The following is a 25,299-nucleotide window of genomic DNA, read 5'->3' on the forward strand; positions in this document are numbered from 1 at the left end:
CAATGGCAGCGGAAAACATAGCGGTAACCCGGGAGACGTTTGATAACGTTATTTTGCCTGTTTATGCACCTGCGCAGTTTGTGCCCGTAAAGGGAAAAGGCAGCCGCGTCTGGGATCAGCAGGGTAAAGAGTATATCGACTTCTCTGGCGGTATAGCGGTCACCGCGCTGGGCCACTGCCATCCGGCACTGGTAGAGACGCTGAAGCGCCAGGGCGAAACCCTGTGGCACACCAGTAATGTCTTTACCAACGAGCCGGCGCTGCGTCTGGCGAGTAAGCTGATTGCCGCCACCTTCGGCGATCGCGTATTTTTTGGTAATTCCGGTGCGGAAGCCAACGAAGCCGCGTTCAAGCTGGCGCGCTACTACGCCTGTAAAAAGCACTCCCCGTTTAAAAGTAAGATCATCGCGTTTCATAATGCTTTCCACGGCCGTACGCTGTTTACCGTCTCCGTTGGCGGGCAGCCTAAATACTCTGACGGTTTCGGTCCGAAACCGGCGGATATTGTCCACGTTCCGTTCAACGATCTGGCAGCGGTAAAAGCTGTGATTGATGATCATACCTGCGCGATTGTGGTGGAACCGATTCAGGGTGAGGGCGGCGTGATGCCGGCAACGCCGGAATTCATGCAGGGGCTGCGTGCGCTGTGTGATGAGCATAACGCGCTGCTGGTGCTGGATGAGGTGCAGAGCGGCATGGGGCGCAGCGGCAAGCTGTTCAGCTATGAGCACTACGGCATTCAGCCTGATATTCTCACCACGGCTAAAGCGCTGGGCGGCGGTTTCCCGGTCAGCGCGATGCTGACCACGCATGAGATCGCATCCGTTATGGCGCCTGGCGTACATGGCACCACCTATGGCGGTAACCCGCTCGCCTGTGCGATTGCAGAAACCGCGCTGGATATCATTAACACGCCGGCGGTGCTTGCCGGCGTGGAAGCCCGGCGGCAACAGTTTACTGACGCGCTGACGGCGCTGGATCGTGAGCTGGGCCTCTTTAGCGAAATTCGCGGTAAAGGTCTGCTGATGGGCGCGGTACTGAAACCGGAACATGCCAGTAAAGCCCGCGATATTCTCAATGCGGCGGCGGCAGAAGGCGTGATGATCCTGACCGCCGGCAGCGATGTGATCCGCTTTGTGCCCTCGCTGGTCATCGCACCTGAGGAGATTGATGCCGGTATGACGCGGTTTGCTGCCGCACTGCGCAAGGTTCTCGCGGCCTGACTATCCTTTCGGACGGATAGCCCGCAGCCAGCGGCCATGATGCGGCCGCTGGCTCCACGCCAGAGATGAGATGGTGTGCATGACGCTGAGATGCTGCAAAATGCGTTTAACATGCTGCTCGACAATGGTCACCGGCCCTTCATGCAGGTTTTCCGGCGCCTCCATCACATTGTTCTCACTGCCCGGTCCGTCGTAAGTCAGCCGCTGCTGGCAGCGCTGCAGCGCAATTTCGCACGACTGCAGATAGCGCTCTGCCAGCGCCGGCGTCAGCATGGTGTGCTCACGCGCCAGGATGGTCATGGCGTTGATATGCTCCACGATGAACTGACTGTGCGTTACCCAGAGTCGCATATCCTTCAGATACTGCGCGTTGAAACCGGGTTCGCTGGTCGCCTGATTCAGCGCATTGAACAGCGCGTTATGCGCCTGATTCACCTTTACCCGCTGATAAGCCAGCTTTTCCGGCGAGTGTTCCGGCCCCAGCAGCATGCGCAGCGCCTCCTGATAGGCCTCCAGCGCATCGTGCGCATTCTGCCGCAGCAAACCGCTCTGCCACTGCGGCCATAGCCAGATCATACCGGCGAATGCAATCAGACATCCCATCAACGTATCCATCATGCGCGGCAGCAGAAACTGAGCACCGTTCAGCGACAGCAGCTGCAGTGAATACACCGCCGTCACGGTAAAGCCAATCATCGACCATCCATAATATTTGCGCGTCACCAGATAACTGGCCAGCGTGATGGCCAGCATAAACAGCAGCGCGATCGACTCCGGTACGGCGAAACGCAGCGAGGCGGCGGCAATCAGGAGTCCGGCAAAGGTCCCGAGCGCCCGGTGCTGAATGCGCACGCGCGTAGCGCTGTAGCCGTTCTGACTGACAAACATAATGGTCATCAGGATCCAGTAGGGCTTGGGAATATTGAAAAACAGCGCAATAAAGCTGCCGAACATCAGCATAACGGCAAAGCGGGCTGCGCTGCGCAGGGCGCCGGACCTGAACGACAGATAGCTGCGCAGGGCGGGCAGCAGCGGCAGACGCCGCTGGCGATCGGCCATCAGGTCGCGCGTATAAAGCGGTTTCTGAGTGCGCAGCACGCGGGCGATACGGCTGAAATGATAAAGACAGAAGTGACCAACCGGATTATCCGGATGCTGCCGCGCTATCTTTTCCAGCGCGCTGAGCGGCTTTTCCATCTGAAAGCGGGCGGGCAACTGATGATAGAGAATGGCATCCGCCAGCAGCCTGAGCTGTGCCGAAATGGTTTTTGCATTCCAGCGGATAACGGCTTCGGCATGACTCTGCTCGACCAGCTTCTGCACTTTCTCCGGCTGGTGCAGGCTGACAGCGATGTGCTCCTGCAGATCGAGTGCCACCTGGAAAGCACGCGTCAGCCGCTTATGGCTGTTGTCGCGACTGGCAGAGAGCATATGCATCTGCTGATAGCAGGTGGTGATCAGATCAACTGCTTTCTGCTGACGCGCCAGCAGCGGTGGCAGCGCTTTCTCCGGATCGGTCAGCTGCGTCAGCAGGGTATATTTGGCATCGCAGTAATCCGCCAGTTCACGATAGAGCAGGCTCAGCGTTTCACGCATCGGCTGCTCTTTCCACAGCCAGTACCAGAACCAGTTAAACAGGCCATACCAGAACGTGCCGCCAATATAGAGCAGCGGCGGCACCCAGATCGGCATGCGTCCTGCCAGACTCAGCGTAAAAATAGCGGCAATCAGCGTGCCGGGCAGCAGACGTCCGTGCAGCGGGCTGATTTCGCCCGTCACGCCAATAAGCAGCGGCAGCACCAGCATAATAAGCGGCAGCGGGATCGCGGCGTCAGTGAGATACTGGATCAGGAAACTGCCAGTGGCGAAAAGCGTACCGCCCACGATCAGACGTTTGAAAAAACGTTTATGCGGCGTATCAAGGCCGGCAATATTGCAGCAGGCGGGCACCAGCGAGAACAGCAGGCCTTTTTGCAGATCGCCACACAGCCATCCCAGCGCGACAGGCAGGCACAGCACCAGCGTCTGACGCAGAGCGTAGTTGACTTCGGGATGGTAGATGATTCGGCGCCACATCAGCTTATCGCAAACAGAAACGGCGTGATGGTGCCATCACGCCGTGGGGGTGAAACAGCTTAGCGGGTGCCGTAGACGACGATGGTTTTACCGTGTGCGGAGATCAGATTCTGATCTTCCAGCATTTTCAGGATACGGCCAACGGTTTCCCGTGAGCAACCCACGATCTGACCAATCTCCTGACGGGTGATTTTAATTTGCATACCGTCAGGATGCGTCATGGCATCCGGCTGTTTAGCCAGATTAAGCAGCGTCTGTGCAATGCGGCCGGTAACGTCCAGGAAGGCCAGGTTACCCACTTTTTCTGATGTCACCTGCAGGCGACGTGCCATCTGCGCCGACAGGCGCATCAAAATATCCGGGTTAACCTGAATCAGCTGACGAAATTTTTTGTAGGAAATTTCAGCAACTTCGCAGGCTGTTTTCGCACGCACCCAGGCACTGCGCTCCTGGCCCTCTTCAAACAGGCCGAGTTCGCCGATGAAATCTCCCTGATTGAGATAGGAGAGGATCATCTCTTTGCCTTCTTCATCTTTAATCAGTACCGCAACGGAACCTTTAACGATGTAGTAGAGCGTTTCTGCTTTTTCACCCTGATGAATCAGCGTGCTTTTGGATGGATATTTGTGAATATGGCAATGGGACAGGAACCATTCGAGTGTAGGGTCTGTTTGCGGTTTGCCGAGAACCATTCGCTATTATCCTCTATTGTAATCGTGCCCAAAATACAGGGGCATTCATTCCCTGTCAGGCGATGAAATCGTCCAGCGCGTCCTGTTAATAAAAATTATCCGGGCGGATGTGTAAGCTCTGCTTTTGATTCTGCCCGTCTTCATCAGCCACGACGAAGAAATTTTCAGCTCTGTTTGTAGCACAGCTTTTGCAGGCTGTCTTGTGTTGTCTCGCTTCAGCAGGCGGGCGATTGCTGTTTGCCGGATGAACGCGTACTCTGGCGCAAAACGCCGCTTCAGGAGAAAGAATAATGCAGGCACGTGTAAAATGGGTGGAAGGGCTGACCTTTCTCGGAGAATCCTCATCGGGACATCAGTTATTAATGGACGGGAATTCAGGCGATAAAGCGCCAAGCCCGATGGAGATGGTACTGATGGCGGCCGGTGGCTGCAGCGCGATTGATGTGGTGTCGATCCTGCAAAAAGGGCGCAATGATGTGGCTGACTGTGAGGTCAAACTCACCTCAGAACGGCGTGAAGAAGCGCCACGTATTTTTACACAGATTAACCTGCATTTTATCGTCAGTGGAAAAGCGCTGAGCGAGAAAGCGGTAGCGCGAGCGGTTGACCTGTCGGCAGAAAAATATTGCTCGGTGGCGATCATGCTCGGCAAAGGCGTGGAGATCACCCATAGCCACGAGGTGGTTGAGCTGTAACAGGCGCCGCTGCACGTCCCTCTGTACCCGTGAAACAGGCTATGCAGGGTCGCCATTCATGGCGACCGATGTCACGCCGACTGGCAGGCACTGACCCTATTCAATCCGCTTGCCTTCGATGAGCCGCTGCACCAGCGGCATCATAATCAGCTCCATCGCCAGCCCCATCTTGCCGCCCGGTACCACCAGCGTATTCATATGCGAAATAAACGATCCCTGAATCATCGCCAGCAGATAGGGGAAAGCGATGCCTTCCAGGCCGCGAAAATGGATCACCACAAAACTCTCATCCAGTGAGGGGATCTCGCGGGCGGCGAACGGATTGGAGGTATCAACGGTCGGTACGCGCTGAAAGTTAAGGTGTGTGCGGGAAAACTGCGGCGTAATGTAATTGATGTAATCTTCCATCGACCGTACCACGGAATCCATTACCGCTTCGCGCGAGTGGCCCCGTTCGCTGGTATCGCGCACCAGTTTCTGGATCCACTCAAGGTTAACGATGGGCACCACGCCAACCAGCAGGTCAACATGCTCTGCCACGTTATGCTGCTGCGTGACCACCCCGCCGTGCAGGCCCTCATAAAACAGCACGTCGGTGTTTTCCGGCAGCGGCTGCCAGGGGGTAAACGTGCCCGGTACCTGATTCCACGGCACCGCTTCGTCATAGGTGTGCAGATATTTACGCGACTCTCCGATGCCGTTTTCACCATAACGCCGGAACGTCTGCTCCAGCAGGCCAAAATCATTGGCGTCCGGACCAAAATAGCTGATGTGACGGCCCAGATCGCGCGCTTTACGGATCGCCATATCCATTTCCGGCCGGGTATAGCGATGAAAACTGTCGCCTTCTACTTCGGCCGCATGCAGCCCCAGCTGCTGAAAAATTTTACGGAAGGCAAGGCTGGTTGTCGTGGTACCGGCGCCGCTGGAACCGGTAACGGCGATAACGGGGTGTCTGGCTGACATACGGGTGCTCCCTGTGAGATCGGGCGATGAGCATTGTTACCATGAATTATCCGGCAGCGCATCAGCCACGAAACTCGCGCCGCGGCATAATATTGACCGTTTCATGCAGCTCAGACCAGACCAGCACCACCTCGCCCTGCTGCAGCTGGCGGCGCACGTCAGCGACTTTCTGCGCCAGGCTACGCTCCTGCTCACCGTAGTCAGTGCCTTCGCGCAGGACAAAACTTTCAATCAGGTTTTCCAGCGTTGTTACTTCCAGTTCCTGCCACGGAATAATCACAATTGTCCATCCAGATAAGTTGAGAGCCACTCCGGCACGCGCTGCTCCAGCCACATATGGGGTTTAAGCAGGCTGCCGCCGACAAAGCCAACGTGTCCACCCTGCTGCGTCAGCTGATACTCAATTGTGGCAGACAATTGCTGCGGCTGCGGGATCACCGCGTCTGTCATAAAGGGATCGTCTTTGGCGTGAATGATCAGCATCGGCTTGCGCACGCCGGTCAACAGCGGCAGGGCGCTGGCGCGCTGATAGTAATCGCTGGCGTCGAGAAAACCGTGCGCGCGGGCGGTGATCGCATCGTCAAATTCGCGCAGACGACGAAACGCGCGCAGCTGCAGCACATCAACCGGCAGCGTGCCGGGCCAGGCGCGCAGTTTGCGCATTGCATTCTTTTTCAGCTGCGTCAGCAAATAATGCTGATAGAAGCGGGAAAAGCCGATATCCAGTTTTTCACTGCAGGGCGCCAGCGCCAGCGGCGCGGATATCGCCACGGCTGCATCCAGCGGTGCCTCGTTGCCCTGCAGGCCGAGTAAGCAGGCGAGCATGTTACCGCCCAGCGATACGCCCACCGCCGCCGTCGGCACGCTGCCCCATTCCCGCCGCAGCCAGTGCAGGAAATAGGTCGCGTCTTCGGTTTCACCGGAGTGATAAATGCGCTGCAGCCGGTTAGGTTCGCCGCTGCAGCCGCGGAAGTGCATGACCACGCCAAGCCAGCCGCGCGCTTTACACGCCTGCATCAGACCGTGTGCGTAAGGGCTGCGAAAGTGGCCTTCAAGCCCGTGGAACATCACCATGCGCGGTTTGTGTTGCGCCCGGGCCGGATCCTCGCTCCAGGCGAGATCGACAAAGTCGCCATCCGGCAGCTCCAGCCGCTGCCAGTGGGGTCTGAGCGTGACGCGCCGCCGCAGCAGGCGCGGCAGCAGGGTCTGCAAATGCGCATTGCCGAAGCCGCGCAGCGGAACAAAAGGATTGCCGGTGACGCAATCTAAATAACCAGGGATAGTGCTTGTCTGATGCATAACTCGCTGATAGCTTCGATGGGTTGTCTGCTTTTAAGGATGAGGAGCATCCGGATACTCATGGAACTCAGTCTTTTTTTGTCGATGTTAGGTTTTCTCTGGGTCGCGGCCATCACGCCGGGGCCCAATAATATGTTACTTACGGCCTCAGGTGCTAATTTTGGCTTTCTGCGCACGCTGCCGCTGCTTATTGGTATCATGCTGGGTATGCAGGTGATGTTGCTGATGGTGGCATTTGGTATCGGCGGCCTGATTCTGCTCTACCCGTCGCTGCATCTGGTGCTGAAGATTGCCGGCAGTCTCTATCTGCTCTGGCTGGCGTGGAAAATTGCGACGGCCACTTATGAGACGCTGGAAACCGAAGACCGCTCGGTAAAGCAGATGCCCTTCTGGCAGGGTGGACTGCTGCAGTTAATTAACCCTAAAGCCTGGCTGATGGCGCTGGGAGCGATAGCAAGTTTCAGCCTGGCGGGGGCAGCCTATCAGCATTCCGTAGTGGCGATCAGCATGGGGATGGCGCTGGTGAATCTGCTATCCGGCCTTATCTGGATGGGATTTGGTTCACTGATTGGCCGCCTGCTGCACAGCCCGCGCGCCTGGAAGCTGTTTAACCTGGCGATGGGCGCCCTGACCGCTGCCTGTGTGCTGCTGATCTGGCGCTAGGTTAGCTGGATGCGCGCTCCAGACGCTGCCAGGGGAGCACTTCGTGCACGATAGCGGTATGCGGCTGGCGAATGCGGTTCAGCAGTAGCTGCACGCTGCGGGCACCCATCTGATTCATCGGTTGCGCGATGGTGGTCAGCGGCGGATTCAGGCTACTGGTAAACGGAATACCGTCAAAACCCACCACGGCCAGATCCTCCGGTACGCGCAGCCCTGCTTCCAGCGCCGCGTGAATAACACCCACGGCCAGCACATCTGACACAGTAAAAATGGCGTCGGGCGGAGAGGGCTGTGCCAGCAGCGTATGCAGCGCGGCGCTGCCCGCTTCGCAGGAGATATCTTCCGCATACGCTACGCGATTCCACGTCATATTCAGCGCTGTCAGCGCCTCGCGGTAGCCGCTTTCACGCTGATGTGAATAGAGATAGCGCATGTCGCAGTTGACCAGCGCAATCTGTTTTCGGCCTTTTCCTGCCAGGTAATGCACCGTCTCAAAGGCCGCCTGCCGGTTATCAATGGTCACGCTGGATGCATTAATAGAGGGATCATATTCAGCGCACTGCACCCACGGCGCATCGCCAATCAGATCTTTTAATCCCTGCAAACAGGCGGCGGCATCCATGGTGATCACACCATCAACGACCTTGCCGGCCAGCAGCGCCAGATAAGCGGTTTCACGTCGCAGCTGAGAGGCGCTGTTGCAGAGCAAAATATGATAACCCTGCGCCTCTGCCTCCGCTTCAATCCCCTGTACCACGCGTGAGCAGAAGGGATTGGTAATATCTGAAATCAGCACCAGCAGCATGTTGCTTTGCGCCGTGCGCAGCTGGCGCGCCAGCAAATTAGGCTGATAGTCGCATGCGCTGATCGCCGCCAGCACTTTGCTGCGCGTATCGGGACGCACGCCGGGGTGCTGGTTCAGAACCCGGGAAACGGTAGCTTTTGATACGCCTGCCAGGCGTGCGACTTTTTCGATGGACATAGAAATAACAACCGCCAGTCAGGTGAGGAAATCAGGAAGAGATCAATAACACAGTCAGGATGTGAGCGCCTGACAAATTTGTCACCGTTTCTGTCCGGCCTATTTGCTTTTTTTGCATAGCCTTGCCTGATGTTGATCTAAGAACTGATTGGCATGAGGGATAATTTTTAATTCCTTTATGAAACTTTCGCCGCTGGCGACACTGCCGTCATAACTTCACTTCGGGGAACAGGATGATGGCAATGCAAAAAACAGTAATTTCGCTGGCGGCGGCGCTGGGACTGATAGCGTTTCAGGCGCAGGCGCTCAATGTCACCGTGGCGTATCAGACCTCTGCAGAGCCTGCCAAAGTCGCCCAGGCGGATAACACCTTTGCCCGGGAGAGCGGGGCAACCGTGGACTGGCGCAAGTTCGACAGCGGGGCCAGCGTGCTGCGTGCGCTGGCGTCGGGCGATGTGCAGATTGGCAATATCGGCTCAAGCCCGCTGGCGATCGCTGCCACACAGCAGCTGCCGATTGAAGCGTTTCTGCTTGCCTCACAGCTGGGTAACTCCGAGGCGCTGGTGGTCAAAAAAGAGATCAGCGATCCGGCACAGCTGAAAGGCAAACGTATTGCCGTGCCTTTCATCTCCACGACCCATTACAGCCTGCTGGCAGCGCTGAAACACTGGGGCATTAAGCCTTCAGAGGTGCAGTTAGTGAACCTGCAGCCGCCTGCAATCGTTGCCGCCTGGCAGCGTGGCGATATTGACGGCGCGTACGTCTGGGCGCCCGCCGTGAATGAACTGGAAAAAGAGGGGCATGTGCTGACCGATTCCTCGCAGGTGGGGCAATGGGGCTCACCAACGCTGGATGTCTGGGTAGTGCGTAAAGATTTTGCGCAGCAGCATCCGGAGGTGGTGACCGCGTTTGCCCGCAGCGCCATTAACGCGCAGCAGGCCTATCTCGCTCAGCCTGAACAGTGGCTGAAGCAGCCGGATAACCTCAGCAAGCTGTCGCGTCTGAGCGGCGTACCGGAAGGCGATGTGCCGGGCCTGGTTAAAGGTAATACCTACCTGACGGCGCAACAGCAGGTTGAGCAACTCGGTAAACCGGTGAATCAAGCCATTGTCGATACCGTGCATTTCCTGAAAGAGCAGGGGCGGGTACCTGAAGCGGCCAGCGACTACAGCCGCTTTGTTACCAGCCGCTTTGTTGCGCCTTTAGCGAAATAACGGAGGCCGTATGCTTAGCGTCACGCATCTCAACGCACGTTACGCCGGTCAGCCCGTACTGCAGGATATCCATCTGCAGCTGGACAGCCGTGAATTGCTGGTGGTGCTGGGGCCGTCCGGCTGTGGCAAAACCACGCTGCTGAACTTAATTGCCGGCTTTCTGCCGCTGGAGTCCGGCAGCATTACGCTGGATGGCAAGGCGGTGACCGGGCCAGGCGCCGGGCGCGGCGTGGTGTTTCAGAATGAAGGGCTGCTGCCGTGGCGCAATGTGATCGATAACGTGGCATTGGGTCTGCAGCTGGCCGGTATGGCAAAAGCGGAACGTCATGCCGTTGCCCGCCGGCTGATCCGCAACGTCGGTCTGGAAGGGGCAGAAAAACGTTTTATCTGGCAGCTCTCCGGGGGGCAACGTCAGCGCGTGGGAATTGCGCGTGCGCTGGCGGCCGATCCGCAGCTGCTGCTGCTGGATGAGCCCTTTGGCGCGCTGGATGCGTTTACCCGCGAGCAGATGCAAACCCTGTTGCTGACGCTGTGGCGCGATACCGGCAAGCAGATCCTGCTGATTACCCATGACATTGAAGAAGCAGTGTTTCTGGCCAGCGAACTGGTGCTGCTGTCGCCCGGACCTGGACGCATTGTGGAACGGCTGAAGCTCGACTTTGGCCAGCGCTTCGCTGGCGGTGAACCGTGCCGCAGCATCAAATCCGATCCGGCGTTTATCGAGCGCCGTGAATATGTGCTTAATCAGGTGTTTGCCCGGCGGGAGGCGTTTGTATGAGTGCGGTGATCGATGAGAAACGTGGTGCAGCGCGCGCCCGTGGTCTGCGCTGGCCACTGTCGCGCCAGCTGTCGCTTAGCCTGCTGAGCGCAGGGCTGCTGCTGGTGATGTGGTGGGGCGTGACGGCGCTGGGGCTGATTGCGCCACTGTTTCTGCCCGCGCCGCAGCAGGTGCTGCAGAAACTGCTGCTGATTGCCAGTGCGCAGGGCTTTATGGACGCCACGCTGTGGCAGCATCTGGGCGCAAGCCTGACGCGCATGCTGGTGGCGCTGTTCTTTGCCGCACTGATTGGTATTCCGACCGGCATTGCTATGGGACTGAGCCCGGCGCTGCGCGGGCTGCTCGATCCGCTGATTGAGCTTTACCGGCCGGTGCCGCCGCTGGCCTACCTGCCGCTGATGGTGATCTGGTTTGGTATTGGTGAAACCTCAAAAATTCTGCTTATCTACCTGGCGATTTTTGCACCGGTGACGCTGGCGACGCTGGCCGGCGTGAAGCAGTGCCGTCAGGTACGCGTGCGCGCGGCGCAGGCGCTGGGCGCATCCCGCTGGCAGGTGCTGCGCTTTGTGATCCTGCCCGGCGCGCTGCCGGAAATCCTGACCGGTCTGCGTATCGGGCTGGGCGTCGGCTGGTCCACGCTGGTCGCTGCAGAGCTCATCGCCGCCACGCGGGGCCTGGGGTTTATGGTGCAGTCGGCAGGAGAGTTTCTGGCCACGGATGTGGTGCTGGCGGGTATCGGCGTCATTGCCGTTATCGCATTTAGTTTAGAACTGGGTCTGCGCGCGCTGCAACGCCGCCTGACGCCCTGGTATGGAGAGCAGCAATGAACGAACGTCTTACTTTTACCGCGCTGGGTCCCTGGATCGGCGCGCAGGTCAGCGATGTCGATCTCAGCCGCCCGCTGAGCGATGCGCAGTTTGAACAGCTCTATCACGGCCTGCTGCGTTATCAGGTGCTGTTTTTACGTAACCAGGTGATTACGCCACAGCAGCAGCGGGCGCTGGCGATGCGTTTTGGCGATCTGCATATTCATCCGGTCTACCCGCATGCGGCAGGCGTGGAAGAGATCATCGAGCTGGATACCCATCAGGATAACCCGCCGGATAATGACAACTGGCATACCGATGTCACCTTTATTGAAACGCCGCCGGCCATTGCCCTGCTGGCCGCGAAACTGTTGCCGGAAAGCGGGGGCGATACGCTCTGGAGCAGCGGGATAGCCGCTTATGAAACGCTTTCTGAGCCGGTTAAACAGCTGCTGAGCGGGCTGCAGGCGGAGCACGACTTTAAGAAGTCGTTTCAGGAGTATAAATATCGCCGCACGCCGGAGGAGCATCAGCGCTGGCAGCAGGCGGTGGCTAAACATCCGCCGGTCTGCCATCCGGCGATCCGCACCCATCCGGTCAGCGGGCGTAAAGCGCTGTTTGTGAACGAGGGGTTCACCACACGTCTGACGGGCGTCAGTGAAAAAGAGAGCGACGCGCTGCTGAATTATCTGTTTGCGCACGCCACTAAACCAGAGTTTCAGGTGCGCTGGCGCTGGCAGGAGAACGACATTGCTATCTGGGATAACCGCGTGACGCAGCATTACGCCAACGCAGATTATTATCCGGCGCGCCGGGTAATGCATCGCGCGACGGTGCTGGGGGATGTGCCGGTTTGATTGGGTAGTGTTGGTTGCGGAGGCGGCCAGGTCGGCATACATGCCGCCCCTGTAGCAGAGGCTACTCTGTAGGGGCGGCATGCAGGCTGACCGTTAATTCGCCAGCATCTGCTCCAGCTGCTCCTGCGCATCCAGCCACGCCATTTCAACTTCTTCCAGCGCTGATTTGCTTTCCGCCTGGCGCTGCAGGGCGGCAGTTAAATCGGCTTTACGGCTTTGGTCGTAAATCGCGCTGTCGGCCAGCAGGGCTTCTGCCTCGCTCAGCTGACTCTGCCACTTTGTCATCTGCTTCTCCAGCTTCTCGATCTCTTTGCGCAGCGGTTGCGTCTGCGCGCGCAGCTCAGCATCACGGCGCTTCTGATCTTTGCGGGACTGGGCGCTATTGGCATTATCCTGCCTGGGTGCGGCATCCTGCTGCGCCTGCTGCTTCTGCAGGTCGCTCAGCCACTGCTGATAGTCATCCAGATCGCCTTCAAATACGTCGACTTTGCGATCGTGGACCAGATAGAGATCGTCAGTAGTGGAACGCAGCAAATGCCGGTCATGCGACACCACCACCAGCGCGCCTTCAAAATCGATCAGGGCTTCGGTAAGCGCCTGACGCATGTCGAGATCGAGATGGTTAGTGGGCTCATCCAGCAGCAGCAGGTTGGGACGCTGCCAGACGATCAGCGCCAGCACCAGGCGTGCTTTTTCGCCGCCGGAGAAGCGGGCGGTGGCTTCACTGACTTTATCACCCTGAAAGCCAAAGCCGCCCAGGTAATCGCGCAGCTGCTGCTCCAGCACGGCTGGCGCGATACGCGCCAGATGCTGCAGCGGTGACTCTTCAGCCCGCAGATACTCAAGCTGATGCTGGGCGAAGTAACCGAGCTTAATGCCTTTCGCCAGACCCACCTTGCCCTCCAGCGGATCGAGTTCTCCCGCCAGCAGCTTGATCAGCGTTGATTTACCCGCACCGTTACGCCCCAGCAGGCCGATACGCGAGCCCGGCACCAGATTGAGTTTGATCGCATCAAGAATAATGCGCTCGCCGTAGCCCGCCGTGACCTTCTCCATTTTCAGCAGCGGATTGGGCAGGCTTTCCGGCGCGCGGAAGCTGAAGCTGAACGGGTTATCCACGTGTGCGGGCGCAATCAGCTCCATGCGCTCCAGCATCTTGATGCGGCTCTGTGCCTGTTTGGCTTTGGTCGCCTGAGCGCGGAAGCGATCGATATACTTCTGCAGGTGCGACACTTTTTCCTGCTGGCTTTGATAGAGCGCCTGCTGCTGTGCCAGCTTGGCGACGCGCTGCCGCTCAAAGGAGCTGTAGTTACCGGTATATTCGATAAGCGTCTGCTGCTCAATGTGAATAATTTTGTCCACCACCGGATCGAGAAAATCGCGGTCATGCGAAATCAGGATCAGCGTGCCCTCATAGCTTTTCAGCCAGCGCTCCAGCCAGATTACGGCGTCGAGATCGAGGTGGTTAGTTGGCTCATCCAGCAGCAGCAAGTCAGAGCGACACACCAGCGCCTGTGCCAGATTGAGACGCATGCGCCAGCCGCCGGAGAAGTCGCTGACCGGCCGCGTCAGCTGCTCCTGGCTAAAGCCCAGGCCGTGCAGCAGACTGGCGGCGCGTGCGTGTATACTCCACGCCTGAATCGCATCCAGCTTGCCGTGCAGCAGCGCAATCGCGTTGCCATCATCGCGCACGTTGGCATCCGCTAATTCAGATTCCAGCTGACGATATTCACGGTCGCCGTCGATAACATACTCCAGCGCGGCTTTACTCAGCGCAGGTGTCTCCTGGTTGACCCACGTCAGCGCCCAGCTGCCGGGGAAGGTGACGCTGCCGGCGTCGCTGCTGATTTCACCTTTAAGCAGTGACAGCAGGGTAGATTTGCCGCAGCCGTTTTTACCCACCAGGCCCACTTTCTGGCCGGGATTAATGGTTGCGGTTGCGTTGTCCAGCAGCACAGTAGTGCCACGTCGTATCTGTAGTGCGGAAAAGACAATCATAGGCGCCGTATCGTCAGAATATGGTAATTTATCGGCAACATAATTCAATAATGTTTAGTTGCGTTGAGCATGGTAGCGGAATTCCGCTGCGGTGACGACGCTTTGGAGGGGAAGGATGTCGCAGCCACCAAAAGTTTTGCTGCTTTATGCCCATCCGGAGTCACAGGATTCGATCGCCAATCGGGTTTTGCTGCAGTCGGCCAGGGAACTTGAACACGTCACCGTGCACGATTTATATGCCCACTATCCGGATTTTTTTATAGATATTCACTATGAACAGCAGCTGCTGCGCGATCACGAGATCGTGGTGTTTCAGCATCCACTCTATACCTACAGCTGTCCTGCTCTGCTGAAAGAGTGGCTGGATCGCGTGCTGTCGCGCGGTTTTGCCAGCGGCGTGGATGGGAACGCACTGGAAGGTAAATACTGGCGGAGCGTCGTGACGACCGGTGAGCCTGAAGCGGCCTATCATCACGACGGCCTGAACCGCTATCCCATGAGCGATATTATGCGGCCATTTGAGCTCACAGCGCAGATGTGCCGTATGCACTGGATGACACCGATGGTGATCCACTGGGCGCGGCGGCAGACGCCAGAAACGCTGCGTCATTTTGCCCGCGCCTATGGCGACTGGCTCACATCACCACTGCCGCAGGGAGGAGTGTAATGCAAGGCGAAACGTTACTGACCGCTGGCGTCATCTATCTGGTGGCGGCGGTACTGGTGGTGCCTGTTGCCGCCCGACTGGGGATTGGTGCGGTGCTGGGCTATCTGCTCGCAGGTATTGCGATTGGTCCGTGGGGGCTGGGTTTTATCAGCGATGTGGATGAGATCCTGCACTTCTCTGAGCTGGGCGTCGTGTTCCTGATGTTTATTATTGGCCTGGAGCTCAATCCTGCCAAACTCTGGTCACTGCGGCGCTCCATTTTCGGCGTCGGGGCGGCGCAGGTAATATTTTCTGCAGCGATCCTCGGCGTACTGCTGTGGCTGAGCGATTTCAGCTGGCAGGCGGCCGTGATAGGCGGCATTGGTGTGGCCATGTCCTCTACGGCTATGGCGCTGCAGCTGATGCGTGATAAGGGGATGAACCGCAGCGAATCGGGACAGCTGGGCTTTTCGGTACTGCTGTTTCAGGATCTGGCGGTGATACCGGCGCTGGCGCTGGTGCCGTTACTGGCTGGCGGCGACAGTGGCCATGTTGACTGGCTTAAAGTCGCGATGAAAGTGCTGGCCTTTGCCGGCATGCTGGTTGGCGGGCGATATTTACTGCGGCCCATTTTGCGCTTTATTGCGGCTTCCGGCGTCAGGGAAGTCTTTACCGCCGCCTCACTGCTGCTGGTGCTGGGATCGGCGCTGTTTATGGATGCGCTTGGCCTGTCGATGGCGCTGGGGACCTTTATTGCCGGTATTCTGCTGGCGGAGAGCGAGTACCGGCATGAACTTGAAGTCGCTATTGAACCGTTCAAGGGGCTGCTGCTGGGCCTGTTCTTTATTTCTGTTGGCATGGCGCTGAACCTTGGCGTGCTCTACACGCATATCGTGGCGATTCTGATCGGCGTGCTGGTACTGGTGGCGGTAAAAGCGCTGGTGCTTTACGTGCTGGCGCGCATTTACGGCCTGCGTAGCTCAGAGCGTCTGCAGTTTGCGGGCGTGCTCAGTCAGGGCGGCGAATTCGCGTTTGTCCTGTTCTCTGCGGCGTCATCAGCCCATCTGTTCAGCGGCGATCAGCTGCCGCTGCTGCTGGTCACGGTGACCCTCTCAATGATGACCACCCCGCTGCTGATGCAGGGTGTGGATAAGATTCTGGCCCGCCGCTTTAACGATAAAGAGGACAGTGATGAGAAGCCTTTTGTAGAGGACGATCAGCCACAGGTCATCGTGGTCGGGTTTGGCCGCTTCGGGCAGGTCGTAGGCCGTTTGCTGATGGCCAACAACAAACGCATCACGGTGCTGGAGCGGGATATTTCTGCAGTCAGCCTGATGCGCAAATATGGCTATAAAGTTTACTACGGTGACGCCACCGAGCTGGAGCTGTTACGCGCCGCTGGCGCAGAGAATGCGCAGTCAATTGTGATCACCTGCAGCGATCCGGAAGATGCCATGACCATTGTGCACCTTTGCCAGCACCATTTTCCGCAGCTGGAGATCCTGGCGCGGGCGCGCGGGCGTGTGGAGGCGCACGAATTACTGCAGGCGGGCGTCACACTCTTCTCCCGTGAAACCTTCTCCAGTGCGCTGGAGCTTGGCCGCAAGGCGCTGATTTCTCTTGGTATGCATCCTCATCAGGCGCAGCGTGCGCAGCAGCATTTTCGCCGGCTTGATATGCGAATGCTGCGCGAGCTGATGCCCGGCCACGATGACAGCGTGCAGGTCTCCCGCGTGCGTGAGGCACGACGCGAACTGGAGGATATCTTCCAGCGTGAGATGCAGCATGAGAAGCGACAGATAAACGGCTGGGACGATGAATAAGGTGCCATTCAGAGCCATCGCTGCAATTTGCGGTGTGCAGGGTATACACTTAAGGTATCCGTGAACAACGAGCGGGCAGGAAAAAAGATGCGTAAACGTTTTATCGCCGGTGCGGTCTGTCCGCACTGTCAGGAAAAAGATACCCTGGCCATGTGGCGCGAAAACAATGTCGATGTGGTTGAATGCGTAAAATGCGGACATCAGATGCGTGAGGCAGATAAGCAGGCGCGCGATCAGGTTCGCAGTAATGAGCAGGTGATTGGCATTTTTCATCCTGAGTAGCGTGCCGGCACAGCTTTTTTTACGCTTAGACTTACAGTGGTGTTGAATTCCGTTACAATCGGCGCCACTAACGCTGAATGGTCTGCATTTTTTGCAGGGAAAATCTGTTCAGCCTTAAACCTTTCTGGTTGGTTATTGCACGCAAAAATAGACCAATGAGACGGGATCCTTAGTTCTCAACGGTTAGGAGATATCATGAAAGTAGCAAAAGACCTGGTGGTGAGCCTGGCGTATCAGGTTCGTACCGAAGATGGTGTGTTAGTTGACGAGTCGCCGGTAAGTGCACCGTTAGACTATCTGCACGGTCATGGTTCCCTGATTTCTGGTCTGGAAAAAGCGCTGGAAAATCACGCGGTCGGCGACAAGTTTGACGTGCATATTCCGGCAAACGACGCCTATGGTCAGTATGATGACAATCTGGTACAGCGCGTACCTAAAGATGTCTTCATGGGTGTGGACGAACTGCAGGTTGGCATGCGCTTCCTGGCAGAAACCGACCAGGGCCCGGTGCCGGTTGAAATCACTGAAGTAGAAGATGAGCACGTTGTGGTTGATGGTAACCACATGCTTGCTGGTCAGAACCTGAACTTCAACGTGGAAGTGGTTGCTATCCGCGAAGCCACGGAAGAAGAGCTGGCGCACGGTCACGTGCATGGCGCTGATGGTCATCATCATGACCACGAGCATGGTCACGACCACGACCACGATCATGGCCACGGTGGCGGTTGCGGCTGCAATCACTAAGCGTTGCCGGTACAAAAAGGCCACCTGCGGGTGGCCTTTCTGTTTTTTACTTTTCGCTGCCGGCAGGCATTAATAATGCGGCGGGGGCGTCTCTTCCGACGGCGAAGCGACCATTGAGGGCGCTGCCGCTTTAACTTTGTCGACCAGCAAGCGGACGTGTTCCCGCAGTCTGCTCATCTCCAGTTCATGTTCGACTACCGTCTGATTAAGCTGCTCAATGGTGTCTTCCTGAAAAGCCAGCTTGCTCTCCAGCGCTTCAAGGCGCCGATCCCAGTCTGTCTGTTGCATCATCACTCCTCCTGTCATCGTACTGCGCATTGATATGAACCGGCGTGATTCTACGGCGTTTGTGGTCAGAATCACCTGATATTTACCCGGCATTTATCTCCTGCCATTGAATTTACCCGCAGCGCCTACATCTCAGATGAAACTTCCTGAAGCAAAAAAGGTCGGAGGTTAACCGGGTAATTACACTGCGGGAGTGTTCGTTACTGCCGCGTAAAGTTATAGTGTGGACCACTGTCCGCAATGATTCCCGAGGTTTGAAGCTTCGGTTTTGGAGAAAGGATGAAATCACTGTTTAAAGTCACATTGTTAGCTACCACTATGGCTGTCGCACTTAATGCACCGCTGGCGATGGCAGCAGAAACCGCTGCCGCTCCGGCTGACGCGGCGCAGGCTGCGCCACAGGCACCAAAAAATGCTGCTTTCAAAAATGAAGATCAGCAATCTGCCTATGCACTGGGTGCCTCGCTGGGTCGCTACATGGACAACTCTCTGAAGGAACAGGAGAAACTGGGCATCAAACTGGACAAAGATCAGCTGATTGCTGGTGTTCAGGACGCATTTGGCGGTAAAAGCAAACTCTCTGATCAGGAGATCGAGCAGACCCTGCAGGCCTTTGAAGGCCGCGTGAAGGGCGCCGCTCAGGCGAAGCTGGAAAAAGATGCAAAAGAGAACGCTGATAAAGGCAACGCTTTTGCTGAAAAATTCGCAAAAGAGAAGGGCGTGAAGAAGACTGAATCAGGCCTGCTCTATCAGGTTGAGAAAGAGGGTAGCGGCGCCGCGCCTAAAGACAGCGACACTGTTGTGGTCAACTACAAAGGCACACTGATTGACGGTACCGAGTTTGATAACTCTTACACCCGTGGCGAACCGCTCTCTTTCCGTCTGGATGGCGTCATTCCGGGCTGGACCGAAGGCCTGAAGCACGTGAAAAAAGGTGGCAAGATCAAACTGGTGATCCCACCGAACCTCGCCTATGGCAAAAACGGCGTACCGGGCATTCCGGCCAACTCTACGCTGGTGTTTGATGTTGAACTGCTGGATATTAAAGCAGCGCCAAAAGCAGATGAAAAAGCACAGGCTCCGGCCGCTGCTGAGAAGAAAGCACAGTAATTATTGTGTTCTGCCGTCGCCTCCGGGCGGCGGTTCCCTCTGCATTTCCCCTGTACGTTCAATTCCTGCTGCATATGTGCAAAGCTCTGGCTAAAGCGGGCGACATTTGCCAGACTAACGCCTGCATAATGATCATAAGATGAGTCTGCCCCAATGCTGTCGCGACAGGCTCCAGCCACGTAGGGTAATGTCTTCGATGTCTAATCCATTTAATCCCGGTGAACTGACTGACTTCGATTTACTGGAGCAGCGCCCTTTTGAGCAAGCTGATTACGATATTCTCAAATCTTACGAAGCAGTGGTTGATGGCCTGGCGATGCTGATTGGCTCGCACTGCGAAATCGTGCTGCACTCGCTGGAAGATCTGAAATGTTCAGCCGTGCGTATCGCTAACGGCGAACATACGGGGCGCAAAGTGGGATCGCCGATTACCGATCTGGCACTGCGCATGCTGCATGATATGCATGGCGCTGACAGCAATGTCTCCCGCGCCTATTTTACGCGTGCCAAAAGCGGTGTTCTGATGAAGTCGGTCACCATCGCTATTCGTAATCGCCAGCAGCGCGTCATTGGTCTGCTCTGCATCAATATGAATCTGGATGTACCGTTCTCGCAAATCATGTCAACCTTTATGCCGCCAGAGATGCAGCAGGTTGATTCAAGCGTAAACTTTGCCAGTTCGGTTGAAGATCTGGTGATGCAGACGCTGGAATTCACGATTGAAGAGGTCAGCGCGGATCGCAACGTGTCTAACAACGCCAAGAACCGGCAGATCGTACTTAATCTGTATGAGAAAGGTATTTTTGACATCAAAGATGCCATTAACCAGGTTGCCGCTCGTCTGAATATCTCCAGGCATACGGTCTACCTCTACATACGTCAGTTTAAGAATGGCGATTTTCAGGGGCAGGATCGCTGATGCGTTACACCCTGCTGGTGACCGGACCGGCTTACGGCACCCAGAATGCAACCAGTGCACTGCTGTTTGCCCGTGCGCTGATTGCTGCAGGCCACGTGCTGGAGAGCGTATTTTTTTATCGTGAAGGCGTGCTGAATGCCAGCGAACTGAGCGCACCTGCCAGTGATGAAACTGACGTTGTGCGCGCCTGGCAGCATCTGCACGATGCCTGCGGCGTTGCGCTTAACGTCTGCGTGGCTGCCGCACTGCGGCGGGGCATTACCGATCGGCAGGAAGCGACGCGTCTGCAGCTGGCGGGCAGTAATCTGCAGCCGGGTTTTGAACTCAGTGGTCTGGGCGCTCTGGCTGAAGCGGCGCTCAGCTGCGACAGACTGGTGCAATTCTGATGAACCGCATTGCGTTTCTGTTTACCCGTGCTCCGCACGGCAGCAGCGCCGGCAGAGAAGGGCTGGATGCCGTTCTCGCTACCGGCGCGCTGAGCGAAGATATCGGCCTCTTTTTTATCGGCGACGGTGTGCTGCAGCTCGCTGAACAGCAGCAGCCAGAGACTATACTGGCGCGCGACTATATCGCTACCTTTGGTGTGCTGGCACTTTATGATATTGAGCAGTGCTATATCTGCCGGCATTCGCTACTGGCACGCGGAGTGAGCCTGAGCGCAGAACGCGTATTGTCTGCTGAAGTGCTGGAGAGTGACACTCTGCGCCAGACGCTGGCCTCTTTCGATCGCATTATCTGTTTTTGAGAAATCGCCATGCTTTATACGCTGATGAACTCCCCCTGGCAGTGTGATATCGAAACGCTGCTGCTTCTGCTGCGGCCGGAGGATGATCTGCTGCTGTTACAGGATGGCGTCACCGGAGCGTTACAGGGCAGTACGATGCTCAGCCGGCTCCTTGCATCGCCCGCGACGCTGTGGGTACTGGAAGAGGATGTCATCGCGCGTGGATTGTCTGCTCAAATTTCAACCAGTATTGTTCGTGTGGACTATACTGGATTCGTTGCGCTGACGGCAAAGCATCAACAGCAAGTGGCCTGGTAAACGCGAAAACCTGGTTATTTCTTGACACCCTATAGGCACAGCCCTAAAATTCTGCCTCCTCGTAGAAATACGAGGCGATTTATTACGTGTTTACGAAGCAAAAGCTAAATCCAGGAGCTATTTAATGGCAACAGTTAACCAGCTGGTTCGCAAACCACGCGTTCGTCAGGTTGCTAAAAGCAACGTGCCGGCGCTGGAAGCTTGCCCGCAAAAACGTGGTGTTTGTACTCGTGTTTACACCACTACCCCGAAAAAACCAAACTCCGCACTGCGTAAAGTATGCCGTGTGCGTTTGACCAACGGTTTTGAAGTTACCTCCTATATTGGTGGTGAAGGTCATAACCTGCAGGAGCACTCCGTGATCCTGATCCGTGGCGGTCGTGTTAAAGACCTGCCAGGTGTGCGTTACCACACCGTTCGTGGCGCGCTGGACTGCTCAGGTGTTAAAGACCGTAAGCAGGCTCGCTCCAAGTATGGCGTGAAGAAGCCAAAGGCTTAATGGTTCTCCGTTAAGTAAGGCCAAACGTTTTAACTTTAATGTCAAAATAAACTCGTAGAGTTTTGGACAATCCTGAATTAACAACGGAGTATTTCCATGCCACGTCGTCGCGTCATTGGTCAGCGTAAAATTCTGCCGGATCCTAAGTTCGGATCAGAGCTGCTGGCTAAATTTGTAAATATCCTGATGGTAGATGGTAAAAAATCTACTGCAGAATCTATCGTCTATACCGCACTTGATACCCTGGCTCAGCGTGCTGGTAAAGATGGTCTGGAAGCTTTTGAAGTTGCACTCGAAAACGTACGTCCGACTGTCGAAGTGAAGTCACGTCGCGTTGGTGGTTCAACCTACCAGGTTCCAGTTGAAGTCCGTCCGGTTCGTCGTAATGCTCTGGCAATGCGTTGGATCGTAGAAGCTGCTCGTAAACGCGGTGATAAATCAATGGCTCTTCGCCTGGCGAACGAACTTTCTGACGCTGCAGAGAACAAAGGTACTGCAGTTAAGAAACGTGAAGACGTTCACCGTATGGCTGAAGCCAACAAGGCGTTCGCACACTACCGCTGGTAACAGCCGCGTAGTTGTTATTAACCCAGCGGGCGTCCCAGTGGCTTACCTGCTGGGCTTTTTTAACTATGAACGTCTCAGAATCAGAGGAATCAAATGGCTCGTAAAACACCCATTGAGCGCTATCGTAATATCGGTATCAGTGCTCACATCGACGCCGGTAAAACTACCACTACCGAACGTGTTCTGTTCTACACCGGTGTAAACCACAAAATCGGTGAAGTTCATGACGGCGCCGCAACCATGGACTGGATGGAGCAGGAACAGGAACGTGGTATCACCATCACTTCCGCTGCGACCACCTGCTACTGGTCTGGTATGGCTAAGCAGTTTGAGCCACACCACGTCAACATCATTGACACCCCAGGACACGTTGACTTCACCATCGAAGTAGAACGTTCTATGCGTGTGCTTGATGGCGCAGTAATGGTTTACTGTGCAGTTGGTGGTGTTCAGCCACAGTCTGAAACCGTATGGCGTCAGGCTAACAAATATAAAGTTCCACGCATCGCGTTCGTTAACAAAATGGACCGCATGGGTGCTAACTTCCTGAAAGTTGTTGATCAGATGAAAGTGCGTCTGGGTGCAAACCCGGTTCCACTTCAGCTGGCAATCGGCGCTGAAGAGAAATTCACCGGTGTTATCGACCTGGTGAAAATGAAAGCCATCAACTGGAACGATGAAGACCAGGGCGTTACTTTCGTCTACGAAGATATCCCGGCTGATATGCAGGATCTGGCTGACGAATGGCGTGCGAAGCTGGTTGAATCTGCAGCTGAAGGTTCTGATGAGCTGATGGAGAAATTCTTCGGCGGTGAAGAGCTGACTGAAGAAGAGATCAAAACGTCTCTGCGTAAGCGCGTTCTGAACAACGAAATCATCCTGGTAACCTGTGGTTCTGCATTTAAGAACAAAGGTGTTCAGGCGATGCTGGATGCGGTAGTTGAATACCTGCCAGCACCGACTGACGTTACCGCGATCAACGGTATGCTGGACGACGGTAAAGACACGCCGGCTGAGCGTCATTCTGACGACAACGAGCCGTTTGCTGCGCTGGCGTTCAAAATCGCAACCGACCCGTTTGTTGGTAACCTGACCTTCTTCCGCGTGTACTCGGGTATTGTTAACACGGGTGATACTGTGTTTAACCCGGTTAAGTCAAACCGTGAGCGTCTGGGCCGTATCGTTCAGATGCACGCTAACAAGCGTGAAGAGATCAAAGAAGTTCGCGCGGGCGATATCGCCGCTGCGATCGGCCTGAAAGATGTGACTACCGGTGACACCCTGTGTGATCCGGATAACGTCATCATCCTCGAGCGTATGGAATTCCCGGAGCCGGTAATTTCTATCGCCGTTGAGCCGAAAACCAAAGCTGACCAGGAAAAAATGGGTCTGGCTCTGGGTCGTCTGGCGAAAGAGGATCCATCATTCCGCGTATGGACTGATGAAGAATCTAACCAGACCATCATCGCTGGTATGGGTGAGCTGCACCTCGACATCATCGTTGACCGCATGAAGCGTGAATTCAACGTTGAAGCAAACATCGGTAAACCTCAGGTTGCGTATCGCGAAGCGATCCGCTCTAAAGTTACCGGTATTGAAGGTAAACACGCCAAGCAGTCTGGTGGTCGTGGTCAGTATGGTCATGTTGTTATCGACATGTACCCACTGGAGCCGGGCTCAAACCCGAAAGGCTACGAGTTTGTTAACGACATCAAAGGTGGTGTGATTCCTGGTGAATACATCCCTGCCGTTGATAAAGGTATCCAGGAGCAGCTGAAGTCTGGTCCACTGGCGGGTTACCCGGTAGTTGATCTGGGCGTGCGTCTGCACTTCGGTTCTTACCATGACGTTGACTCCTCTGAGCTGGCGTTTAAACTGGCTGCTTCTCTTGCGTTTAAAGACGGCTTTAAGAAAGCAACCCCGGTTCTGCTTGAGCCAATCATGAAGGTTGAAGTAGAAACGCCAGAAGAGAACACCGGTGACGTTATCGGTGACCTGAGCCGCCGTCGTGGTATGCTTAAAGGTCAGGAATCTAACGCTACTGGCGTTCAGATTCACGCTGAAGTTCCGCTTTCCGAAATGTTCGGTTATGCAACTCAGCTGCGTTCTCTGACAAAAGGCCGTGCTTCTTACTCCATGGAGTTCCTGAAGTACGATGATGCGCCGAACAACGTCGCTCAGGCCGTTATTGAAGCTCGTGGCAAATAAGGCTACGGTTTAAAAATTGTTAACTGATGCCTTCATCAATGATGAAGGCATAACGTAAGGATTATCGCCATGGCGAAAGAGCAATTTCAGCGTAACAAACTGCACGTAAACGTGGGCACCATCGGTCACGTTGACCACGGTAAAACCACCCTGACTGCAGCAATCACCACCGTTCTGGCTAAAACCAACGGCGGCCAGGCGCGTGCATTCGACCAGATCGACAGCACCCCTGAAGAAAAAGCACGTGGTATCACCATCAACACCGCTCACGTAGAGTACGAAACCGCAAGCCGTCACTATGCACACGTTGACTGCCCGGGACACGCCGACTACGTGAAAAACATGATCACCGGTGCTGCGCAGATGGACGGCGCAATCCTGGTTGTTGCTGCGACTGATGGCCCGATGCCACAGACCCGTGAGCACATCCTGCTGGGTCGTCAGGTTGGCGTTCCTTACATCATCGTGTTCCTGAACAAGTGCGACATGGTCGATGATGAAGAGCTGCTGGAACTGGTAGAGATGGAAGTACGTGACCTGCTGTCACAGTACGACTTCCCGGGCGACGACACGCCAATCGTACGCGGTTCAGCGCTGAAAGCGCTGGAAGGCGACGCGGAGTGGGAAGGCAAAATCGTTGAGCTGGCGGGCTACCTGGACAGCTACATCCCGGATCCGGTTCGTGCAATCGACCTGCCGTTCCTGCTGCCGATTGAAGACGTGTTCTCAATCTCAGGCCGCGGTACCGTTGTTACCGGTCGTGTTGAGCGCGGTATCGTTAAAGTCGGTGACGAAGTTGAAATCGTGGGCATCAAAGATACTGCGAAATCAACCTGTACCGGCGTTGAGATGTTCCGCAAGCTGCTGGACCAGGGTCAGGCGGGCGAGAACTGTGGTGTTCTGCTGCGCGGTATCAAGCGCG

At 56.0% G+C, this 25,299-nt stretch carries 28 protein-coding genes; 20 read left to right on the forward strand and 8 right to left on the reverse strand.

Annotation, left to right across the window (positions count from 1 at the left end; genetic code table 11):
* Positions 1 to 2: 2 nt before the first annotated feature.
* Positions 3 to 1,223 carry a bifunctional acetylornithine/succinyldiaminopimelate transaminase gene (argD, locus tag BBA90_RS07415; RefSeq protein WP_065648579.1) on the forward strand — a complete coding sequence of 407 codons (1,221 nt, stop codon included), beginning with the start codon at positions 3 to 5 and terminating at the stop codon, positions 1,221 to 1,223.
* Here argD and BBA90_RS07420 read toward each other — a convergent pair whose 3' ends face one another.
* Together BBA90_RS07420 and crp are read right to left on the reverse strand one after the other, a co-directional pair.
* Complete coding sequence (locus BBA90_RS07420; RefSeq protein ID WP_065648580.1) at positions 1,224 to 3,299, reverse strand: YccS/YhfK family putative transporter; 2,076 nt, start codon at positions 3,297 to 3,299, stop codon at positions 1,224 to 1,226.
* A gap of 59 nt (positions 3,300 to 3,358) precedes the next feature.
* Positions 3,359 to 3,991: a cAMP-activated global transcriptional regulator CRP gene (crp, locus tag BBA90_RS07425; protein WP_000242755.1), complete on the reverse strand. Its 633-nt coding sequence runs from the start codon at positions 3,989 to 3,991 to the stop codon at positions 3,359 to 3,361.
* 290 nt (positions 3,992 to 4,281) lie between these two features.
* Here crp and BBA90_RS07430 point away from each other — a divergent pair, with 290 nt between their 5' ends.
* Positions 4,282 to 4,686, forward strand: a complete 405-nt coding sequence (locus BBA90_RS07430) for an OsmC family protein (RefSeq protein ID WP_039380892.1) — start codon at positions 4,282 to 4,284, stop codon at positions 4,684 to 4,686.
* 96 nt (positions 4,687 to 4,782) lie between these two features.
* On the opposite strand, the gene BBA90_RS07435 is transcribed toward BBA90_RS07430, so the two are convergent.
* From BBA90_RS07435 to BBA90_RS07445, 3 genes are all read right to left on the reverse strand, one after another.
* Complete coding sequence (locus BBA90_RS07435) at positions 4,783 to 5,652, reverse strand: phosphoribulokinase (protein WP_065648581.1); 870 nt, start codon at positions 5,650 to 5,652, stop codon at positions 4,783 to 4,785.
* Positions 5,653 to 5,713: 61 nt separating this feature from the next.
* Positions 5,714 to 5,932, reverse strand: coding sequence for a YheU family protein (locus BBA90_RS07440; RefSeq protein WP_065648582.1), 219 nt, complete (start codon positions 5,930 to 5,932; stop codon positions 5,714 to 5,716).
* Positions 5,929 to 6,951: a hydrolase gene (locus BBA90_RS07445; protein ID WP_065648583.1), complete on the reverse strand. Its 1,023-nt coding sequence runs from the start codon at positions 6,949 to 6,951 to the stop codon at positions 5,929 to 5,931. Before BBA90_RS07445 ends, BBA90_RS07440 begins: the two co-directional genes overlap by 4 nt.
* Positions 6,952 to 7,011: 60 nt before the next feature.
* Here BBA90_RS07445 and BBA90_RS07450 point away from each other — a divergent pair, with 60 nt between their 5' ends.
* Positions 7,012 to 7,614: a LysE family translocator gene (locus BBA90_RS07450; protein ID WP_065648584.1), complete on the forward strand. Its 603-nt coding sequence runs from the start codon at positions 7,012 to 7,014 to the stop codon at positions 7,612 to 7,614.
* Between the two features lies 1 nt (position 7,615).
* On the opposite strand, the gene BBA90_RS07455 is transcribed toward BBA90_RS07450, so the two are convergent.
* A complete protein-coding gene (locus BBA90_RS07455; RefSeq protein ID WP_065648585.1) occupies positions 7,616 to 8,596 on the reverse strand; it encodes a LacI family DNA-binding transcriptional regulator in 981 nt (326 codons plus the stop codon).
* Between the two features lie 233 nt (positions 8,597 to 8,829).
* Here BBA90_RS07455 and tauA point away from each other — a divergent pair, with 233 nt between their 5' ends.
* Genes tauA through tauD form a run of 4 tightly spaced genes read left to right on the forward strand, consistent with a single transcriptional unit; the run spans position 8,830 to position 12,251 of the window.
* Positions 8,830 to 9,810, forward strand: a complete 981-nt coding sequence (gene tauA / locus BBA90_RS07460; protein ID WP_065648586.1) for a taurine ABC transporter substrate-binding protein — start codon at positions 8,830 to 8,832, stop codon at positions 9,808 to 9,810.
* A 10-nt stretch (positions 9,811 to 9,820) separates the two neighbouring features.
* On the forward strand, positions 9,821 to 10,588 hold the full coding sequence (tauB, locus tag BBA90_RS07465; RefSeq protein WP_065648587.1) for a taurine ABC transporter ATP-binding subunit: 768 nt from the start codon (positions 9,821 to 9,823) through the stop codon (positions 10,586 to 10,588).
* The gene (gene tauC, locus BBA90_RS07470; protein WP_065648588.1) at positions 10,585 to 11,415 is read left to right on the forward strand and encodes a taurine ABC transporter permease TauC; all 831 of its coding nucleotides are present in this window, start codon (positions 10,585 to 10,587) and stop codon (positions 11,413 to 11,415) included. Before tauB ends, tauC begins: the two co-directional genes overlap by 4 nt.
* Entirely contained in the window at positions 11,412 to 12,251 is an 840-nt protein-coding gene (gene tauD, locus BBA90_RS07475; RefSeq protein WP_065648589.1) for a taurine dioxygenase, read from the forward strand. Before tauC ends, tauD begins: the two co-directional genes overlap by 4 nt.
* A gap of 93 nt (positions 12,252 to 12,344) precedes the next feature.
* On the opposite strand, the gene BBA90_RS07480 is transcribed toward tauD, so the two are convergent.
* The gene (locus tag BBA90_RS07480) at positions 12,345 to 14,249 is read right to left on the reverse strand and encodes an ABC transporter ATP-binding protein (RefSeq protein ID WP_065648590.1); all 1,905 of its coding nucleotides are present in this window, start codon (positions 14,247 to 14,249) and stop codon (positions 12,345 to 12,347) included.
* A gap of 115 nt (positions 14,250 to 14,364) precedes the next feature.
* Between BBA90_RS07480 and kefG the strand changes: the two genes are divergently transcribed.
* The 4 genes from kefG (at position 14,365) to slyD (ending at position 17,744) form a co-directional block, all read left to right on the forward strand.
* Complete coding sequence (gene kefG / locus BBA90_RS07485; protein ID WP_065648591.1) at positions 14,365 to 14,916, forward strand: glutathione-regulated potassium-efflux system ancillary protein KefG; 552 nt, start codon at positions 14,365 to 14,367, stop codon at positions 14,914 to 14,916.
* Complete coding sequence (kefB, locus tag BBA90_RS07490; RefSeq protein WP_065648592.1) at positions 14,916 to 16,718, forward strand: glutathione-regulated potassium-efflux system protein KefB; 1,803 nt, start codon at positions 14,916 to 14,918, stop codon at positions 16,716 to 16,718. Before kefG ends, kefB begins: the two co-directional genes overlap by 1 nt.
* A gap of 87 nt (positions 16,719 to 16,805) precedes the next feature.
* On the forward strand, positions 16,806 to 17,000 hold the full coding sequence (locus BBA90_RS07495; RefSeq protein ID WP_006120567.1) for a YheV family putative zinc ribbon protein: 195 nt from the start codon (positions 16,806 to 16,808) through the stop codon (positions 16,998 to 17,000).
* A gap of 195 nt (positions 17,001 to 17,195) precedes the next feature.
* The gene (gene slyD, locus BBA90_RS07500) at positions 17,196 to 17,744 is read left to right on the forward strand and encodes a peptidylprolyl isomerase (protein WP_065648593.1); all 549 of its coding nucleotides are present in this window, start codon (positions 17,196 to 17,198) and stop codon (positions 17,742 to 17,744) included.
* A gap of 69 nt (positions 17,745 to 17,813) precedes the next feature.
* Here the strand turns inward: slyD and BBA90_RS07505 are convergent, their stop codons facing one another.
* Positions 17,814 to 18,032 (reverse strand): protein SlyX, encoded by a 219-nt coding sequence (locus tag BBA90_RS07505; RefSeq protein WP_039380849.1) that lies wholly within the window; start codon positions 18,030 to 18,032, stop codon positions 17,814 to 17,816.
* 279 nt (positions 18,033 to 18,311) lie between these two features.
* Between BBA90_RS07505 and fkpA the strand changes: the two genes are divergently transcribed.
* The 9 genes from fkpA to tuf form a co-directional block, all read left to right on the forward strand.
* Positions 18,312 to 19,142 (forward strand): FKBP-type peptidyl-prolyl cis-trans isomerase, encoded by an 831-nt coding sequence (gene fkpA, locus BBA90_RS07510; protein ID WP_039380847.1) that lies wholly within the window; start codon positions 18,312 to 18,314, stop codon positions 19,140 to 19,142.
* A gap of 196 nt (positions 19,143 to 19,338) precedes the next feature.
* Positions 19,339 to 20,061, forward strand: a complete 723-nt coding sequence (locus BBA90_RS07515) for a helix-turn-helix transcriptional regulator (protein WP_065648594.1) — start codon at positions 19,339 to 19,341, stop codon at positions 20,059 to 20,061.
* Entirely contained in the window at positions 20,061 to 20,447 is a 387-nt protein-coding gene (gene tusD / locus BBA90_RS07520) for a sulfurtransferase complex subunit TusD (protein ID WP_065648595.1), read from the forward strand. Before BBA90_RS07515 ends, tusD begins: the two co-directional genes overlap by 1 nt.
* Positions 20,447 to 20,806 (forward strand): sulfurtransferase complex subunit TusC, encoded by a 360-nt coding sequence (gene tusC / locus BBA90_RS07525; protein ID WP_065648596.1) that lies wholly within the window; start codon positions 20,447 to 20,449, stop codon positions 20,804 to 20,806. Before tusD ends, tusC begins: the two co-directional genes overlap by 1 nt.
* 9 nt (positions 20,807 to 20,815) lie before the next feature.
* Complete coding sequence (gene tusB, locus BBA90_RS07530; RefSeq protein ID WP_065648597.1) at positions 20,816 to 21,103, forward strand: sulfurtransferase complex subunit TusB; 288 nt, start codon at positions 20,816 to 20,818, stop codon at positions 21,101 to 21,103.
* A 124-nt stretch (positions 21,104 to 21,227) separates the two neighbouring features.
* The gene (gene rpsL, locus BBA90_RS07535) at positions 21,228 to 21,602 is read left to right on the forward strand and encodes a 30S ribosomal protein S12 (RefSeq protein ID WP_010616440.1); all 375 of its coding nucleotides are present in this window, start codon (positions 21,228 to 21,230) and stop codon (positions 21,600 to 21,602) included.
* Between the two features lie 96 nt (positions 21,603 to 21,698).
* A complete protein-coding gene (gene rpsG, locus BBA90_RS07540) occupies positions 21,699 to 22,169 on the forward strand; it encodes a 30S ribosomal protein S7 (RefSeq protein ID WP_007886246.1) in 471 nt (156 codons plus the stop codon).
* 93 nt (positions 22,170 to 22,262) lie between these two features.
* On the forward strand, positions 22,263 to 24,377 hold the full coding sequence (fusA, locus tag BBA90_RS07545; RefSeq protein WP_065648598.1) for an elongation factor G: 2,115 nt from the start codon (positions 22,263 to 22,265) through the stop codon (positions 24,375 to 24,377).
* A 69-nt stretch (positions 24,378 to 24,446) separates the two neighbouring features.
* Positions 24,447 to 25,299 (forward strand): elongation factor Tu (gene tuf / locus BBA90_RS07550; RefSeq protein ID WP_065650424.1); only part of this gene is annotated, 853 nt, incomplete at its 3' end.

It is taken from the genome of Pantoea eucrina, from assembly GCF_001691555.1.
Lineage (GTDB): Bacteria > Pseudomonadota > Gammaproteobacteria > Enterobacterales > Enterobacteriaceae > Pantoea > Pantoea borealis.

Bases quoted from the DNA above. Each gene is read 5' to 3' on its own strand.
- tauD (WP_065648589.1), top strand. From the start codon at position 11,412: ATGAACGAACGTCTTACTTTTACCGCGCTGGGTCCCTGGATCGGCGCG.
- tauC (WP_065648588.1), top strand. From the start codon at position 10,585: ATGAGTGCGGTGATCGATGAGAAACGTGGTGCAGCGCGCGCCCGTGGT.
- fusA (WP_065648598.1), top strand. From the start codon at position 22,263: ATGGCTCGTAAAACACCCATTGAGCGCTATCGTAATATCGGTATCAGT.
- BBA90_RS07420 (WP_065648580.1), bottom strand. From the start codon at position 3,299: ATGTGGCGCCGAATCATCTACCATCCCGAAGTCAACTACGCTCTGCGT.
- BBA90_RS07430 (WP_039380892.1), top strand. From the start codon at position 4,282: ATGCAGGCACGTGTAAAATGGGTGGAAGGGCTGACCTTTCTCGGAGAA.
- kefG (WP_065648591.1), top strand. From the start codon at position 14,365: ATGTCGCAGCCACCAAAAGTTTTGCTGCTTTATGCCCATCCGGAGTCA.
- BBA90_RS07455 (WP_065648585.1), bottom strand. From the start codon at position 8,596: ATGTCCATCGAAAAAGTCGCACGCCTGGCAGGCGTATCAAAAGCTACC.
- tauA (WP_065648586.1), top strand. From the start codon at position 8,830: ATGATGGCAATGCAAAAAACAGTAATTTCGCTGGCGGCGGCGCTGGGA.
- crp (WP_000242755.1), bottom strand. From the start codon at position 3,991: ATGGTTCTCGGCAAACCGCAAACAGACCCTACACTCGAATGGTTCCTG.
- rpsL (WP_010616440.1), top strand. From the start codon at position 21,228: ATGGCAACAGTTAACCAGCTGGTTCGCAAACCACGCGTTCGTCAGGTT.
- BBA90_RS07450 (WP_065648584.1), top strand. From the start codon at position 7,012: ATGGAACTCAGTCTTTTTTTGTCGATGTTAGGTTTTCTCTGGGTCGCG.
- argD (WP_065648579.1), top strand. From the start codon at position 3: ATGGCAGCGGAAAACATAGCGGTAACCCGGGAGACGTTTGATAACGTT.
- BBA90_RS07495 (WP_006120567.1), top strand. From the start codon at position 16,806: ATGCGTAAACGTTTTATCGCCGGTGCGGTCTGTCCGCACTGTCAGGAA.
- fkpA (WP_039380847.1), top strand. From the start codon at position 18,312: ATGAAATCACTGTTTAAAGTCACATTGTTAGCTACCACTATGGCTGTC.
- tauB (WP_065648587.1), top strand. From the start codon at position 9,821: ATGCTTAGCGTCACGCATCTCAACGCACGTTACGCCGGTCAGCCCGTA.
- tusD (WP_065648595.1), top strand. From the start codon at position 20,061: ATGCGTTACACCCTGCTGGTGACCGGACCGGCTTACGGCACCCAGAAT.
- BBA90_RS07435 (WP_065648581.1), bottom strand. From the start codon at position 5,652: ATGTCAGCCAGACACCCCGTTATCGCCGTTACCGGTTCCAGCGGCGCC.
- BBA90_RS07515 (WP_065648594.1), top strand. From the start codon at position 19,339: ATGTCTAATCCATTTAATCCCGGTGAACTGACTGACTTCGATTTACTG.
- tusB (WP_065648597.1), top strand. From the start codon at position 20,816: ATGCTTTATACGCTGATGAACTCCCCCTGGCAGTGTGATATCGAAACG.
- BBA90_RS07505 (WP_039380849.1), bottom strand. From the start codon at position 18,032: ATGCAACAGACAGACTGGGATCGGCGCCTTGAAGCGCTGGAGAGCAAG.
- kefB (WP_065648592.1), top strand. From the start codon at position 14,916: ATGCAAGGCGAAACGTTACTGACCGCTGGCGTCATCTATCTGGTGGCG.
- slyD (WP_065648593.1), top strand. From the start codon at position 17,196: ATGAAAGTAGCAAAAGACCTGGTGGTGAGCCTGGCGTATCAGGTTCGT.
- rpsG (WP_007886246.1), top strand. From the start codon at position 21,699: ATGCCACGTCGTCGCGTCATTGGTCAGCGTAAAATTCTGCCGGATCCT.
- tusC (WP_065648596.1), top strand. From the start codon at position 20,447: ATGAACCGCATTGCGTTTCTGTTTACCCGTGCTCCGCACGGCAGCAGC.
- BBA90_RS07480 (WP_065648590.1), bottom strand. From the start codon at position 14,249: ATGATTGTCTTTTCCGCACTACAGATACGACGTGGCACTACTGTGCTG.
- BBA90_RS07445 (WP_065648583.1), bottom strand. From the start codon at position 6,951: ATGCATCAGACAAGCACTATCCCTGGTTATTTAGATTGCGTCACCGGC.